The sequence below is a fragment of the Streptomyces sp. RK9 genome (assembly GCF_045070545.1).
In the GTDB taxonomy this organism is placed as follows: Bacteria; Actinomycetota; Actinomycetes; order Streptomycetales; family Streptomycetaceae; genus Streptomyces; species Streptomyces alboflavus.
In genome coordinates this window covers 175,623-189,957 of record NZ_CP173703.1, presented here as the reverse complement: position 1 = coordinate 189,957, position 14,335 = coordinate 175,623, and the positions used below count along the sequence as shown (strand labels likewise).

Annotated in this window: 13 protein-coding genes and 1 pseudogene; 11 read left to right on the top strand and 3 right to left on the bottom strand. The window is 72.4% G+C overall.

Annotated elements, in window-relative coordinates; all coding sequences use genetic code 11:
- Positions 1-14: 14 nt before the first annotated feature.
- Positions 15-1,112 (bottom strand): radical SAM protein, encoded by a 1,098-nt coding sequence (locus tag AB6L24_RS00860; protein WP_405650844.1) that lies wholly within the window; start codon positions 1,110-1,112, stop codon positions 15-17.
- A 353-nt stretch (positions 1,113-1,465) separates the two neighbouring features.
- Here AB6L24_RS00860 and AB6L24_RS00855 point away from each other — a divergent pair, with 353 nt between their 5' ends.
- The 9 genes and pseudogenes from AB6L24_RS00855 to AB6L24_RS00815 all read left to right on the top strand — a co-directional run bounded on the left by AB6L24_RS00855 (position 1,466) and on the right by AB6L24_RS00815 (position 10,203).
- Positions 1,466-3,337, top strand: a complete 1,872-nt coding sequence (locus AB6L24_RS00855; RefSeq protein ID WP_405650842.1) for a sensor histidine kinase — start codon at positions 1,466-1,468, stop codon at positions 3,335-3,337.
- Complete coding sequence (locus AB6L24_RS00850; protein ID WP_405650840.1) at positions 3,330-4,040, top strand: response regulator; 711 nt, start codon at positions 3,330-3,332, stop codon at positions 4,038-4,040. Before AB6L24_RS00855 ends, AB6L24_RS00850 begins: the two co-directional genes overlap by 8 nt.
- Before the next feature lie 556 nt (positions 4,041-4,596).
- Positions 4,597-5,001: a 6-pyruvoyl trahydropterin synthase family protein gene (locus AB6L24_RS00845; protein ID WP_405650837.1), complete on the top strand. Its 405-nt coding sequence runs from the start codon at positions 4,597-4,599 to the stop codon at positions 4,999-5,001.
- Between the two features lie 193 nt (positions 5,002-5,194).
- Positions 5,195-5,806: pseudogene (locus AB6L24_RS00840) on the top strand (radical SAM protein); the annotation flags it as partial.
- Positions 5,806-6,426, top strand: a complete 621-nt coding sequence (gene folE / locus AB6L24_RS00835) for a GTP cyclohydrolase I (RefSeq protein ID WP_405650835.1) — start codon at positions 5,806-5,808, stop codon at positions 6,424-6,426. The pseudogene AB6L24_RS00840 and the gene folE, both read left to right, overlap by 1 nt.
- A gap of 157 nt (positions 6,427-6,583) precedes the next feature.
- Positions 6,584-7,741 (top strand): IMP dehydrogenase, encoded by a 1,158-nt coding sequence (locus AB6L24_RS00830; protein ID WP_405650833.1) that lies wholly within the window; start codon positions 6,584-6,586, stop codon positions 7,739-7,741.
- Complete coding sequence (locus AB6L24_RS00825; protein ID WP_405650830.1) at positions 7,738-8,322, top strand: phosphoribosyltransferase; 585 nt, start codon at positions 7,738-7,740, stop codon at positions 8,320-8,322. The genes AB6L24_RS00830 and AB6L24_RS00825 overlap by 4 nt, the downstream gene beginning before the upstream one ends.
- Positions 8,319-9,626, top strand: coding sequence for a UbiD family decarboxylase (locus tag AB6L24_RS00820; RefSeq protein ID WP_405650828.1), 1,308 nt, complete (start codon positions 8,319-8,321; stop codon positions 9,624-9,626). Before AB6L24_RS00825 ends, AB6L24_RS00820 begins: the two co-directional genes overlap by 4 nt.
- Positions 9,627-9,696: 70 nt before the next feature.
- Positions 9,697-10,203 carry an NUDIX domain-containing protein gene (locus AB6L24_RS00815; RefSeq protein WP_030356706.1) on the top strand — a complete coding sequence of 169 codons (507 nt, stop codon included), beginning with the start codon at positions 9,697-9,699 and terminating at the stop codon, positions 10,201-10,203.
- On the opposite strand, the gene AB6L24_RS00810 is transcribed toward AB6L24_RS00815, so the two are convergent.
- Positions 10,190-11,125, bottom strand: coding sequence for a carbohydrate kinase family protein (locus AB6L24_RS00810; RefSeq protein WP_405650826.1), 936 nt, complete (start codon positions 11,123-11,125; stop codon positions 10,190-10,192). The two genes, AB6L24_RS00815 and AB6L24_RS00810, sit on opposite strands and share 14 nt — an antisense overlap.
- A gap of 91 nt (positions 11,126-11,216) precedes the next feature.
- On the opposite strand from AB6L24_RS00810, the gene AB6L24_RS00805 reads away from it, so the two are divergent.
- Together AB6L24_RS00805 and AB6L24_RS00800 are read left to right on the top strand one after the other, a co-directional pair.
- On the top strand, positions 11,217-12,509 hold the full coding sequence (locus tag AB6L24_RS00805; protein WP_405650824.1) for a CynX/NimT family MFS transporter: 1,293 nt from the start codon (positions 11,217-11,219) through the stop codon (positions 12,507-12,509).
- Between the two features lie 106 nt (positions 12,510-12,615).
- A complete protein-coding gene (locus AB6L24_RS00800) occupies positions 12,616-13,716 on the top strand; it encodes a hypothetical protein (protein WP_405650822.1) in 1,101 nt (366 codons plus the stop codon).
- A 7-nt stretch (positions 13,717-13,723) separates the two neighbouring features.
- Here AB6L24_RS00800 and AB6L24_RS00795 read toward each other — a convergent pair whose 3' ends face one another.
- Positions 13,724-14,131 (bottom strand): RidA family protein, encoded by a 408-nt coding sequence (locus AB6L24_RS00795; RefSeq protein WP_405650820.1) that lies wholly within the window; start codon positions 14,129-14,131, stop codon positions 13,724-13,726.
- Between the last annotated feature and the right edge of the window lie 204 nt (positions 14,132-14,335).

Below are 14,335 nucleotides of genomic sequence, written 5' to 3'. Positions count from 1 at the left end.
GAATATCCGCGACGTCAGGCGGAGTGCCGCCCCGCCGCCCCCTGGGCGGTCACCGCGGCCGGAGTGATGAATTCAGGCGGATTCGTGCGGACCGAACGCCGGTCGAAGCGGGCGAGGTCCTCGGCGCTCCCGAAGCGGCGGTCCATGAGCCGGACGGCCTCCGCCCAGGTCCCCATGGAGCGCACGGAGGACAGGGTCTCCACGACGAACGGATCCTCGAGTCGCGCGAGCGTGCGCTCCCACAGCACCGACCCCGGCTCCTCCAGGAGGCTGCCGACCGTGCCCTCGTACACGGGGATCCCCCGCACCAGGCCGTCCGGCTCCACCTGCATCACCAGGGTGTCGACGCGCCGGGCCACGCGCTCGGGGTTCATCACCAGGTTCATGTTGTCCGTGGTGTCGACGGACACCGACGGCGGCGCCAGGTCGCGCAGCCGGGAGCGGAGCGTCGCACTGGTCAGACGGGCGACCTGGTCGTCGTCGAGGAGCTCGTGCGCGCAGAACTCCGGGCGGCTGGCGAGGCCTTCGGGCACGGCGGCGTTGAACCCCAGGGTGGTCAGGTGCGGGAACCGGTGGGCGATGTCGGCGGCGAAGGCCTCCAACTGCGGGAAGTTGCTGCGGATCACCACACAGTCGATGCCGAAGCGCAGCCGCCCCCGTGCGGCCGCGCTCCGTTCCCCCGCCACCTCGTCGAGGAGTGCCAACGTCGCAAGGACCCGGTCGAAGGAACCCTTGCGGCCCCGGATGCGGTCGTGCACCTCGGGCGTCGCCCCGTCGAGGCTGACGATCACCTCGTCGAACCGGTCCGCGAGCCGTTCGGCGAGCGCCCGGTTCATCACCCAGCCGCTGGTGTTGATCGACAGCTTCACCCCGCCGGCCCGCAGCCGCTCCGCGACGTCGAACACGCCCCGGACGACGAGCGGTTCGCCTCCGGACAGCGCCACGACCCGAGGCCCGAGCGCGACGAGCGCGTCCGCGACCCGCAGCATGTCCTCAGGACCGAGCTGCCGCGACGGCCGCCGCCCCGATTCCGAATAGCAGTGCGAGCACCGCAGCGGGCAGGCGTACGTGGTGTCCCACACGACCACTTCCGGACCGGAACTACGACTCATGACAGCCACCCGTTCTCGAGGAATCCGCGCCGGCGATTGAGTTCCGAGTCTTCTCGCCGGCGCCATTCCGCGGCACCCGGGCACCCCCCAAACCGTATGGCGGTTTTCCTCCATACGCGGTGGATTATTTCCGTGGACGACCGTCGTGACGACGGCCGATAATGACGCCCGTGGCAGGCAGAAGCAGGGGGATGTGCCTTGTCGCGGTAAGTGGCGGAGTGTTCATGCTCTGGGCAACGCTTATCGGGACAACGCAGTTGGAGAACCGGTATGTTCTGCCCTGGGTCCTCGGATCCGTACTACCGTGCTATTTCGCCGGGCTTTTCACCTGGTGGCACGCCCCGTCGAGCCCCGTGGCCCGCCGCCTCCTGCTGCTCGGCACCTGGCTGTCCGTCGCCATCGCCGTGCGCCACACCACGAACCTGATGATCCGTGAGCTCGGCTGGCACCTGCGCCCGAAGGTCGTCGGCCCGGTCCTTCCGCTCGACCTCGGCCTGCAGATCACCCACGAGATGTGCAACCTCGCGGTGAGCATCATCATCCTGCGCCTGCTCGCCCTGCTGCCCGACGGACGCTACGCCTTCCGCTACGAACGCCGCGTCCTGCGCGCCCTGTGGGGCCTGCTCGCCCTGCCGATCCTGCTGCCGCTGGCCGGAGTCCCGCAGCACATCGTCTACTACATCGTCTTCTACTACCCCGAGGCCTGGCTTCCCGGCATCGGCGCCGCCCTCCTCACCGTGCGCTGCCTGCGCGCCCGGGCCGCGGGCCGCGCCGACATCGCCGCCCTGCTGCCCTGGGCCGCGCTCGGCGCCACCGTCCTGCTGGCCCGGGCCGCCACCCGGCTCTTCCGCTCCTGGCAGGGCGAAGAGGGCATGTTCTTCTTCATCGGTGCGCTGCTCGGCGCCCTGCCCTACATCTCGATCTCCGTCACCCTCGTCTACGCCGCCTTCCGGCACCGGCTGCTCGGCGTCGACATCGTGCTGCGGCCCTCCGCCGTCTACGGCTCGCTGTGGTTCATCATCAACAGCTGGTACCTCGGCATGGCCCTCACCCTCGGGCTCACCGCCGGGCTGTTCTTCCCCGTCGGCCTGTCCCTGCTGGTCGCCGTCGTCGCCACCGCCCTGTTCCGGCCCCTGCGCGACCGGCTCAACACGCTCGTCGAGCGGCGCGTCTTCGGCAAGCGCCTGAGCAGGTTCGAACTCCTCGTCCAGTTCAGCACCACCCTGGAACACGCCTACGACCTCGACCGCCTCGCCCCCCAGCTCGCCACCGGCCTGCGCGAGGGCCTCGGCCTCAGATGGGTGCGCGTCCGCCTCGGCGGGAACGGGCTGCCCGTGTCCACCGCCGAGTCCGGCGAACGGCCCGCCGCGGCACGGCCCGTCAAGCAGTTCCCGCTCTTCTACGGCGACGACACCCTCGGCCTCATCGAGTACGGCCCGAGGACCGAGGGCCGCTCCACCCCCGAGGACCACGCCATCGGCGGCACCCTCGCCCGCTCCGCCGCCCTCGCCGTGCACAACGTCCGGCTCGCCGCCGAACTGTGCGCCCACGCCGACGAGATGCAGCGCCAGGCCGCCGAACTCGCCGCGTCCCGCGCCCGCATCGTGCACGCCCAGGACACCGAGCGCCGCCGCATCGAACGCCGCCTCCACGACGGCATCCAGCAGGACCTCGTCGCCCTCGTCGCCAAGCTCGCCCTCGCCCGCAACCGGCTCCACCGCGGCGGCGGCATCGACAGCGCCCTCACCGAGATGCAGGACGACGCCTACCGCGTCATCGACGAACTCCGCGAACTCGCCCACGGCATCCACCCGCCGATCCTCACCGACCAGGGCCTCGTCGCCGCCGTCACCTCCTGCGCCCGCCGCATGCCCATCCCCGTCACCGTCCAGAGCGGGCAGTCCCTGGCCGGCGTGCGCTTCGCCCTCGACATCGAGGAGTCCGCCTTCTACCTGGTCTCCGAAGCACTCACCAACGTCCTCAAGCACGCCTGCGCCGGACACGTCACCGTCCGCATCACCCGCTCCGACGGCCGCCTCCAGGTCGAGGTGACCGACGACGGCACCGGCTTTCCCACCGCCACCACCCACGGCTCCGGCCTGACCGGCATGCGGGACCGCACCGAGGCCGTGGGCGGCGAACTCACCATCACCAGCCGCGCGGGCACCGGCACCGTCATCCGCGCCCGGCTCCCGGAACACGTCAGGGAGGACACCCGTGCCTGAACCCAGGCCCGCGCCCGGCCCCCAGGGCCCGCTGCGCGTCGTCATCGCCGAGGACCACTACCTGGTGCGCGAGGGCACCCGCCGCCTCCTGGAGGACACCGGCGAGGCCGACGTCCTCGCCGCCGTCGGCACCGCCGCCGAACTCCTCGACGCCGTCGCCCGCCTGCGCCCCGACGTCGTCGTCGCCGACATCCGGATGCCGCCGAGCCACCACACCGAGGGCATCACCGCCGCCCACGCCATCCGCGAGGCCCACCCCGGCATCGGCGTCGTCGTGCTCTCCCAGCACGCCAACGAGAACTACGCCTTCGAGCTGTTCCGGCGCGGCACCGACGGCCTCGCCTACCTCCTCAAGGAGCGCATCGGCGAGGTCGACGAACTCCTGCGCGCCCTGCACGAGGTCGCCGCCGGACGTTCCGTCGTCGACCCGCGCATCGTGGAGGTCCTCATGGGCAGCCACGCCCGCGGCGCCGACGCGCCCCTGTCCCGCCTCACCCGCAGGGAGCTCGACGTCCTGCGGCACATGGCGGAGGGCAAGACCAACCGCGCGATCGCCGACTCCCTGCGCCTGTCCGAGTCGACCATCGAGAAGCACGTGAACTCCACCTTCGCCAAGCTCGGCCTCGCCGAGATACCGCAACTGCACCGCAGGGTCAGCGCGGTCCTCGCCTACCTGCGGCACGCGCCACCGGGCCCGCGGTGAGCCCGGCCGCCGTCCGCCGCCGGCGCACTCGTGCCGCACGGCGGGGTGTGCGCGAGAGCGCCCCCGCGAAGCGCACTGCGCCGTTCTGCGCCGCTCGGCACCCGCGGGTTCGCGCCGTCCACGCGCCCAATACCCTCCTGTGCTGACCGCGTCGGTTGTACGACGATGGTGTGCGCACACCGGCCTGTGCCGGACTGTGCCTGAGGCGGCGCGCGTTCCCTCCCGTACGCGGGAGGACCCGCCTCGCGCCAGTCGTGCCAGTACGGGGCCAGGGGCGGCCCCGAGGGCTCGGGGCGCTGACCGTGTCGGCGCCCTTTCCGCGGTGGTGAAACCCAAGGGGGAGGGTCAGCACCAGCCATCATCCGCGTCGCCCCGCATCCGGCAGCGAGCCGTGGTGGGGCCTTTCCTCGCGGAGGCGAACCGCGCTGTCGCCTCCGCTCCCCTTCTTCTTCCGACGCGGCAGACAGACGCCGCGGGACGTGCAGTGCAGCAGTGGTGAAAAAGTCCGCCCGGTCACCGCGGTGCGGTGTGCCCGGACGAGAAAAGGAGTGAGGGCTTGTTCTCCATCACGAAGGAATTCCACTTCTCGGCCAGTCACCAATTGGCCCACCTGCCTCCGGACCATCCTTGCGGGAGGCTGCACGGACACAATTACATCGTGGTGCTCGAACTCTCCGCCGGGGCCGACGATCTGACCGAGCCCGGATTCGTACGCGACTACGGAGAACTCGGGCAGTTCAAGAAATGGCTCGACGAGACGCTGGACCACCGGCACCTGAACGACGCCATCGGTGGTGACCGGAATCCCTCGGCGGAGAACATCGCCCTGTGGATCTACCAGACCTGGACCGGCGACTATCCGGAACTCACCGCCGTGCGGGTCTCGGAGACACCGAAGACCTGGGCGACCTACCGGCCCGCGACGGCCGTCGCCGCGCGCACGGCTCATGCGGACGACTGACCGCCGACGCGCCGGGCACGGCGGACGGCTCCGGCACGCGATGCGAGGCGCCCCCGCGCGGGCGCGAAGGGGGTGATGCCAATGTCGGTTCCGAGCCTCGTGGTCAACGAGATCTTCGGACCCACCTAGCGCCGTCCAGGGCGAGGGGCCTTCCACAGGAAGGTCGTGCGCGTTCCTCAGGCTCGGCGGCTGCAATCTGACGTGCCGGTGGTGCGACACGCCGTACACCTGGGACTGGAAGGGCGAGTCGGACACCGGGATCGCCTACCGGGCGGCCGACGAGCTGCACGCGCTTCCCGCCGACGAGGTGACGGAGCGGCTCCTCGGATTCGGCGTCGAGTTGATCGTCATCTCCGGCGGTGAGCCGCTCAGCCAGCAGGACCGGGTGCTGCCGACGGTCCGCGCGCTGCGGGCGCACGGCGTCGCCGTGGAATTCGAGACGAACGGCACCGTCCTTCCCGCCACCGACCTGGTGGCCACCGGAGCGCGCTTCAACGTGTCGCCGAAGCTCGCCCACTCCGGAGTGGCCGAACACCGCCGCAAGGTCCCCGAGGCACTCAAGTGCTTCGCGCATCTTCCGAACGCGGCGTTCAAGTTCGTCTGCGGCGACACAAGCGATCTCGACGAAGTCGACGCGTTCGTGACGGAATTCGGACTGCGCAATGTCTGGATCATGCCGAGGGGGCAGTCGCCCGAGGAAATCGACCTCGGTATCCGCACGTTGGCGGACGCGGTGATCGCACGGAAATGGAATCTGTCCGGAAGGCTGCACGTGAACATCTGGGGAAACAAACGGGGGGTCTGATGACCAGCAGCATCGAGGTACTTGCCGAGGAAGAGGTCCTGGCCGAGGAGGCGGCGCTGAGCGGCGAGGCGCACGGGCCGGATCCGTTGGAGGACATCGCCCGCCGACTGCTCGTGGAGATCGGGGAGGACCCGCAGCGCGACGGACTGCGCGACACACCCAGGCGATTCGCGCGCTGGTGGCGCGAGTTCACCCAGCACGACCCGGGCTCCGTCGACACGGTCTTCGAGACCACGGCGAGCGGCAGCCTGGTCGCCGTGTCCGGGATCGACGTGTGGTCGCTGTGCGAGCATCACCTGCTTCCGTTCTCCTGCCGCGTCACCATCGGCTATCTGCCGCGCGAGCACATCCTCGGGTTGAGCAAGTTCGCCCGGGTCGCGCACCAGCACGCCCACCGGCTCCAGTCCCAGGAGCAGTTGACGCAGGACATCGCCGACGACATCGAGAAGCTGACGGGCTCGCCCGACGTCGCCGTCATCGGCCGCGGCGAGCACCTGTGCATGGCCATGCGCGGCGTCCGCACCCCCGCCACGATGACCACGGCGGTGTGGCGCGGCGCCCTCAAGGACACCGGCCTGCGCCAGGAGCTCACGGCCCTCACCGGCGACAACCGGCACTGACCCGGTCCGGCGGGCCCGGCGGGCGGCGGGGCCGACCCGCCCCCGCCGGGCCCGCCGGAACCGCAGCGGCCGCCGAGCCCAGTCGACGAGCGGCAATTCCCAAGGATCCGAAGAGACCAGAAGGATCCGAAGAGACCAGCGAGAGGGGACCGCACCCATGCGCATCACCGACCCGCCACGGACGGGCCTGAGCTTCGACGACGTCCTGCTCGTGCCCCAGCGCACGGCGCTCACCAGCAGACGCCGGGCCGACCCGGCGACGGAACTCCTCCCGGGCCTGCGACTGCGGCTGCCCGTGATCTCCGCCAACACCCAGTGGTGCACGGGCGACCGGATGGCACGCGCCATGGCCCTGCAGGGCGGCGTCGGCATACTGCACCGCATGCAGACCGTGGCCCAGCAGGCGCAGCAGCTCGACGCCGTGAAGTCCGTACAGCCCGGCGCCGAGGACAAGGACCGGGCGACGCTGGACACCGACGGGCGCCTCGTGGTGGGCGCCGCGGTCGGTGTCACGGGGGACTGGCGGGAGCGTGCCCGCGCGCTCGCCGCGCTCGGCGTCGACCTCCTCCTGGTCGACGTGGCGCACGGCCACAGCGACCAGGTCATCGACACCGTGCGGGAACTGACCGCGGCCTACCCCCGGATCCCGCTCGTCGCGGGCAACGTGGCGACCGCCGCGGGTGTGCGCGACCTCGCGGCGGCGGGCGCCCAGGCGGTGAAGGTCGGCATCGGCCCCGGTGGCGTCTGTACGACGCGGCTCGTCGCCGGGACCGGTGTGCCACAGCTGACCGCGGTGCTCGACTGCGCCGCCGCGGCGGCAGGCGCGGGCGTGCGGATCATCGCCGACGGCGGCATCCGGCAGGCAGGCGACCTGGCGAAGGCCCTGGCCGCGGGGGCGCACGCCGTGATGCTCGGCTCCGCGCTCGCGGGCGCCGACGAGAGCGCCGCCACGCCCGTGGAGCGCGACGGGCGGGCGTACCGCGTCAGCAACGGCTTCGTGTCGCTCGGCATGGAGCTGACGCTGCGCCGGGCGAACGGCGGCAAGGTGACCCAGGAGGAGGTCGACGACTACGTCCCCGAGGGCGTGGAGGCGACCTTCCCCGCGTCCGGCCCGCTGGCCACGACGCTGCGTCAGCTCGTCGGCGGCGTGCAGTCGGCGATGAGCTACTCCGGGGCGCCCGACCTGGCGACCTTCCGGGAGAAGGCCGAGTTCATCCGCGTCACCGGCGCGGGCCGCGCGGAGAACGGCCCGCACGCCCGGGAGCGTTCGGTGCAGATCGATGTCGACCACGTCGCGGAGGCGGTACGGACATGACGGACACCCCCCTCGCCCAGGAGTCACGCGCCCAGGACGCGGCGCCCGCCATGTGGTCGCGGCAGGGGCCCTACCTCCTGGACTGGGCCTCCTTCGGCATGCTCGTCGACGACCTCGCGGACCAGGTGCGCGCCGACGGCTTCGTGCCCGACGCGGTGCTCGCGCTCGCCCGCGGCGGACTCACCCCCGCCGGGCATCTGACGTGCGCCCTCGACGTCCCCGTGACGCATGTCGTACGCGTCCGGCGCACCGCCGACGACAGCCGGTACGCCACGAAGAACCCGCCCGTCATCGACAGCGCGACCCCGCTGCCGCTCGGCGCTGGCCGGCGGGTCCTGGTCGTCGACGACATCGTCGGCACCGGCGAGACGGCAGCGGTGGTCCTCGACCATCTCGCGGCCGCGGGTGTCGCGGCGGACGACGTCAGGTTCGCCGCGGTCGTCCGCAACCACCGGAGCTCCTACGTGCCCGAGTACTGCGCCGCCGTCATCGACGACTGGATCGTCTTCCCCTGGGAGACGGCCCGCGAGTCCACCGCCGACTGCCGCCCGTTCCCGGCCGCACTGCGGGTGCGGACATGAGCACGGACCTGAGCGCGGACACGGCCGGAGGAAGCGGACAGCGGCACACCGGGGGCGACTTCCCCGGCAGCGGCCTCACGCGCGTCCTCTGCGCCGCCGAGATCGGCCTGCCCGGCTGCTACGACGCCGTCGACCTGTACACGTACGACGCCCCGGTCAGCACCCGCGTCGAGGCGGCCCGCACCGTCGCCGACATCGAGCGGACGCACGGCTCCCGGCCCACGGTGGTGTTCACGCACCTCACCGAACGGCCGGGGGCGCGCGTCCTGTGCCACCCCTATCCGCGGGCCGTCCTGCTGGCGGCGCTCACCACGTCCGAGGAGAAGCACCTGCCGGAGATGGCCGACCGGCTGGCCCGTCCCGTCCCCACCGAGCCCGTGCCCGGCCAGGGCGTCGTGGTCCGGCGGGACGTGCCGGGCCTGCTCGCCGAACTGCCGCTGCTCCAGCACCGACCCGGCGACGCGGGGCCCTACCTCACCGCGGGGGTCGGCGTGACGACCCGCCCGGACGGCGGCGGCGTCAACATGGGGTTCTACCGCGCCCAGGTGGTGGGCCCCGACCGGGCCCGGATCTTCCTCGACCCGCGCACCGACGGACACCGCAACCTGCGGGAGTGGCTGGCGACCGGCCGCCCCATGCCGATCTCGGTCTTCCTCGGCGCGGACCCGGCGGTCACCGTCGTCGCGGCGTCCCGCCTCCCCGCCGAGGGCGACGACTACGACATCGCCTCGCGGCTGCTCGGCCACCGCATCGGCGTGTCGGGCAGCCCGCCGGTGCCGGACGACGCGACCCACGTCATCACCGGCCTCATCCACGAGGAGGACGAAGTCGAGGGCCCCTTCGGGGAGTTCAAGGGCTACTACGCGGAGGCCCGGCGCAGCAACGTCCTCACGGTGACCGGTGTCTTCGCCACGCCGGGGGCGCCGATGCCGACGATCGTGGCGGGCGCCGAGTCGGGGCTCACCCTGATGAGCTTCCAGAACGAGTACCTGATGTACGCGCACCTGCGCGGCGCCGGTCACCCGATCAGGTCGGTCCGCTACTCCCTGAAGGCCCGGGGCGAGTTCGTCGCGTACATCGAGTGCGACGAACCGAGCGCGGACCTGGTGCGGGAGGCGATGGCCTTCGACGTCCGCTCGAAGGTGGTCGTCTGCGGCCCGGACCTGTCCAACCCCGGCCAGGCGCTTGCGACCTATGGTTTCACCACACGCACCGAGCCCTACTACCGCAAGGGCAGGGTGGAGGGGCAACGTATAGGCCTGGCCCTGGTCATCCCGCCCGAGGGCCGGCCGACCGAGTACTGACCGAGCACGTACGGCACGACCGATGACCGACCGAGCGCTCGACGACGACGGAACGAGGACGCAGAGCACGATGAGCCGATTCGCAGAGGCGCTGCCCGCGGCGCTGTTGGTGGTTCCCGGCCCCGGTGGGACCGTGACGTTCATCCACCAGCTGAAGGGCCCGTACGCCGGGAGCTGGCTGCTGCCCGGCGGTGGCATCGAGCGCGGGGAGGCCGCCGAGGCCGCCGCGCTGCGGGAGGCCCGTGAGGAGACCGGCATCGCGGTGGAGTCCTGCTCCCTCTTCGCCGTCTACGAGTTCACCGGCAAGTGGGAGCAGGGCGACTACCACCTGCTGATGTTCGCCTGCCTCGCCGACCGCGCGTACGAGCTGCCCGCGGGCTACGAGGGCCACAACGTCGGGGAGATCAGGCAGGCGCGGCTGGGAGAGATCGCCATGCACTCGACGGACTACCAGATCCTCACCGACGCCGGAGTCGCCGCGTACGACGACGAGACCATCGCGCGGGGGCTCGCGGAGGACGGCATCACGATGCGCGCCCACCGGGTGGGCTCCACCAAGCGGTTCATCGCGCCTTGAGACCCGAGGCCGCCGACACGGCACGGCAGGTGCTCTGCCGGCACCCGATGGTCACCCGGGCCGCCCGCAGCCCCTGGGCGAGGGCGGCCCGGGGGCTCGCGCCGGTGCTGAGCCCCAGCACGAAGGCGGCCGCGAGCGCGTCGCCCGCGCCCGTGTCGTCCGCGCAGGCGCCGGGCTCGGCGGGCAGGAACAGGACCTCGTCGCGCTCCGCCGAGGCCACGGCGGCCCCGTCCGCGCCCGAGGTGACCACGACCACGCGGGGGCCCAGATGACGCAGCCGCGCGGCCTGCTCGGCGGGCGCCCCGGCCCGGCACAGGAGGTGCCGGGCCTCGCGCGCGTTCAGGAGCAGGACGTCGTACAGCGGCAGGAGGTGGGGGCGCGGCCCGAAGTCGGCCTGGCGTGTGGGCATGCAGCACATGAGCGCGCCGTGCCGTCGGGCCTGGTGGGACGTCCAGGTCAGCAGGTCCTCGTCGAGGCCGCCCTCGGCGACGACGGCCCGGGCGCGGGCCACACGGGTGTCGAGGGCGGGGCCGCGCAGGGCGTGTGCCGCCGCCGGGTCGGGCAGGGCGATGCGCGAGGTGATCTGCCGGCGCAGGCCGTCCAGGGTGACGTCGAAGCGGCCGACGCCGCCGTCGGTGCGCAGCACCTGGAGCCGGACGCCGAGGCGCGTCAGCTCGTCCTCGAGGGCCTCGGCGTCCGGGCCGAACCCGGACAGGCCCACGAAGGTCGGCCGGGCTCCCAGCCTGGCCAGATTGACCGCGACATTGCGGCCCACGCCGCCGTGATGCCGCTCCACGCTCCAGACCGCCTGCGTCCGGCGGCCCGCGGCCGCGGTGTGGGTGCCCGCGCTGAAGTACTTGCGGTCCATCACGAGCGAGCCCATGACGACGATGTCGCCGAGGTCGTCGCGTCGTTCACGCATCGGATCGTCCCCCCGAACCAAGTCGTGCCCCCGGAACAAGCAGTGCCGCCCAGTCAATCCGTGTCCCCGGACCCAGAGGAAACCCCACGTCGTGGAAGAGAAGGCTGAGAAAGCCGCACAGAGCCACGGAGCCGACGCGCCTTCGGACACCGCGGAGGCGTCCGGTTTTTGGTGGAAGTTCTGGCTGATCTATCTCGCGGGCGTCACCGCGGCCACCAGTATGGGGAAGATTACGCCGGTTTCCGTAGAAATGCGAGAGGAGTTGTCGCTCTCTCTCAGCCAAGTGGCGCTCATCGCCTCCTTGGTGACGGCCGTCGCCGCCGTGCTTGGCCTGCTCGTCAGCTATCTGCTGCGTCCCTACGACCCGCGCCGGATGCTGGTGGGCGGCCTGGTCGTCATGGGCGTCGCGGGCCTCTTCTGCGCCCACACGGCGAGCTTCGGCGCGCTGTTCGGCGGACGGCTCCTGGAGAGCGTCGGCTACGTGATCGTGGTGATCGTCGCGCCGGTCCTGCTGTTCGGCCTGGGCAGCGGGAGCCGGCTGACGTCGGCGCTCGCCATCTGGGGCACGTTCATGCCCGTGGGTCTCGCGGTCGGGTCGTTCGCGGGCGGTGTCCTGTCCACGTGGTTCGACTGGCAGGCCTGGCTGACGATCGCGGGCGCCGTGACGCTGGTGGTCGCGGTCGCGACGACGCGGCTGCCCGCGGACATCGCCCGCCACCGCCCGGCACCCGCGCGCACCGCACGCCTCGCCCGCGGGGACCGCCCGCCGGGGCGCTCCCGGGACCTGCGCGGGCGGGCCCGCAGGCTGGCGCGCCCCATCGCCCTGGGCGCGGGCTTCGCCACGATCAGCGGCGCGATCGTCACCCTCGTCACCCTCTACCCAACCTATCTGCACGAGGAGTTCGACGTCCCCACCGAGACCGCGGGAACCCTCACCGGCATCGTGTCGTTCGTCGGCGTCGCCGGTGGCTTCCTGGCCAGCGCCCTGTTGCGCCGGGGCAAGGACGTGAAGCACCTGTTCCTGGTGGCGCTCCTGATGCCGGCCGGAGCGTTCGTCGCCTTCGGTGGGGTGGGCGGCACCTGGGGCTCCGTGAGCAGCGCCCTGGTGGTCGCGCTCAGCAACGAACTGGTCGTGGCGTCGGTCTTCGCCGCCATTCCCCTCGCCGTCCGCGCCACCTCCGACATGGACGCCGCGAACGGCCTGGTCGCCCAGCTCGGCAGCATCGGCGCGCTCGCCGCCCCGCCCCTGGTCGGCCTCGCCGTCACCGCGGCGGACGGCTGGTGGGCGGTCGGGCCCTGCCTGCTGGTGGGGACCGGCGCGGGGACGGTGCTGCTGCGCCTCGCGACGCGCAAGGCGGCGGCGCCGGATTTGTCACACGCGTAGCTAGTGGTTCACGCGTCCCTCGTCGACGGTGGTCCCTCCTGTGCGCGTGGAAGGACTCGGCCGTGAGAGGGGTTCAACCGTGAGACGTAGGCGTTTTGTGGCAGGGATGACCGGGGCGCTGTCGGGGATCGCACTCGGCGCGGACCCGGTCCGGGCCGCCACGTCGGCAACGCGCGCGCCGGGCTGGCAGCCCGTACCGGCGCCCGGCAGCACCCCCGCCGCCCAACTGCGCCGCATCGCCGCCGCGAGCGCTCGACTGGCGTGGTCCGTGGGCGAGGAGAACCTGGCCGGACCCTCGCGCGGCCGTGCCCTCGCCATGGTGTGGAACGGCACCGCCTGGACCAAGACCGACCTGTCGCACCTGGAGCACAGCCGGTTGAGCGACGTCTCCGGTACGTGCGCGACCTCGGCGTGGAGCGTCGGCATGCCCACCGGGACGGCGAGCCCGCTGCTGCGGTGGGACGGCACGACGTGGCGCACGGCCACGTTCCCGGGGCAGGGCGAGTCGGGTGTCCGCCTGGAGGGGGTCGCGGTCGGCGCCGACCGGCAGGTGTGGATCTGCGGCACCCGGGGCGGGGCCGCCCGGCTGCTGCACGGGGACGGGCGGCAGTGGCGGTGGCTGGACCCGCTGCCGGTCGCGAGCGCCAACCTGTACCGGGTCGTCCTGGCCGCGTCGGGCGAGGTGTGGGTGAGCGGTGACCAGGCGTCAGGCGGCGGCTGGGCGGGCCTCGTCGCCCGCTGGGACGGGGCGTGGACGGTGCTGCCCCCGGTCACGGGTGCCCGGCTCAGCATCAGCGACGTGCACCCGGCCGCCCCCGACGACGTCTGGGCGGTCGGCACCGACGCGGGCGTCGGCGGCCCGCCGGGACGCCCCGGCAACCCGGCCCTGAGCCACTGGGACGGCACGGCCTGGACCCGCGTGCCACCGGGCTTCACCGTCGGCGCGCTGTCCGGCATCGCCGCCGACGGTGAGGGCCGCGCCGCATGGATCTCGGGCTGGAACTACCAGGACCAGAGCCGCACCACCTACCTGCGCAGGGACGGCGACACCTGGACCGTGGCGCGCGGCCCCGCAGGACCGGCGTCGGCGCCCTACCTCAACGACGTCGTCCCCGTCCCGGGCACCACGGGCTACTGGTCGGCGGGGATGACCAGGCCCGTCCCGGCCCCGCCGACCGAGGCCTACACGGAGCGGTTCGAAGCCTGAGCCGCGCTCAGTCCACGACGGCGGTGGCCTCCAGCTCGACCAGATGATCGGGTACGTCCAGTGCCGCGACGCCCAACAGCGTGGCCGGCGGCACGGGCGTGCTCCCCAGCTTCGCGCCCGCGCGGGAGATCCCCTCCAGGAGCTCCGGCATCTTCTCGGGGCTCCAGTCGACGACGTACACGGTCATCTTCGCCACGTCGGCGAAGGACGCGCCGACCTCGGCGAGGGCGGTGGCGACGTTGAGGTAGCACTGCGCGACCTGGGCGGCGAGGTCACCCGCCCCGACGGTGTTTCCCTCGGCGTTCCAGGAGACCTGCCCGGCGAGGAACACGAGCTTCGACCCGGTCGCGATCGACACCTGCCGGTACGCGTCGATCTCGGGCAATCCGCTGGGGTTGACCAGGGTGATGGCCATGCTGTCCGCCTCCTTGCCGTGAGCGCTTGCGAGGCCGCACACCGCCGCCCGTACCAGAGCACTCTGGGGTTCCTGTGGTTACTCGTCAACGCTAAGAGAGTCCGTGCTGACCTGGAAGAACGCACTTTTCGGTGACTGGGGAACCCGAAGGTGACCCCGCAGCTCAGCGGCACGCTCGCGCCAGGAGCGACGCGCACCGTAGGG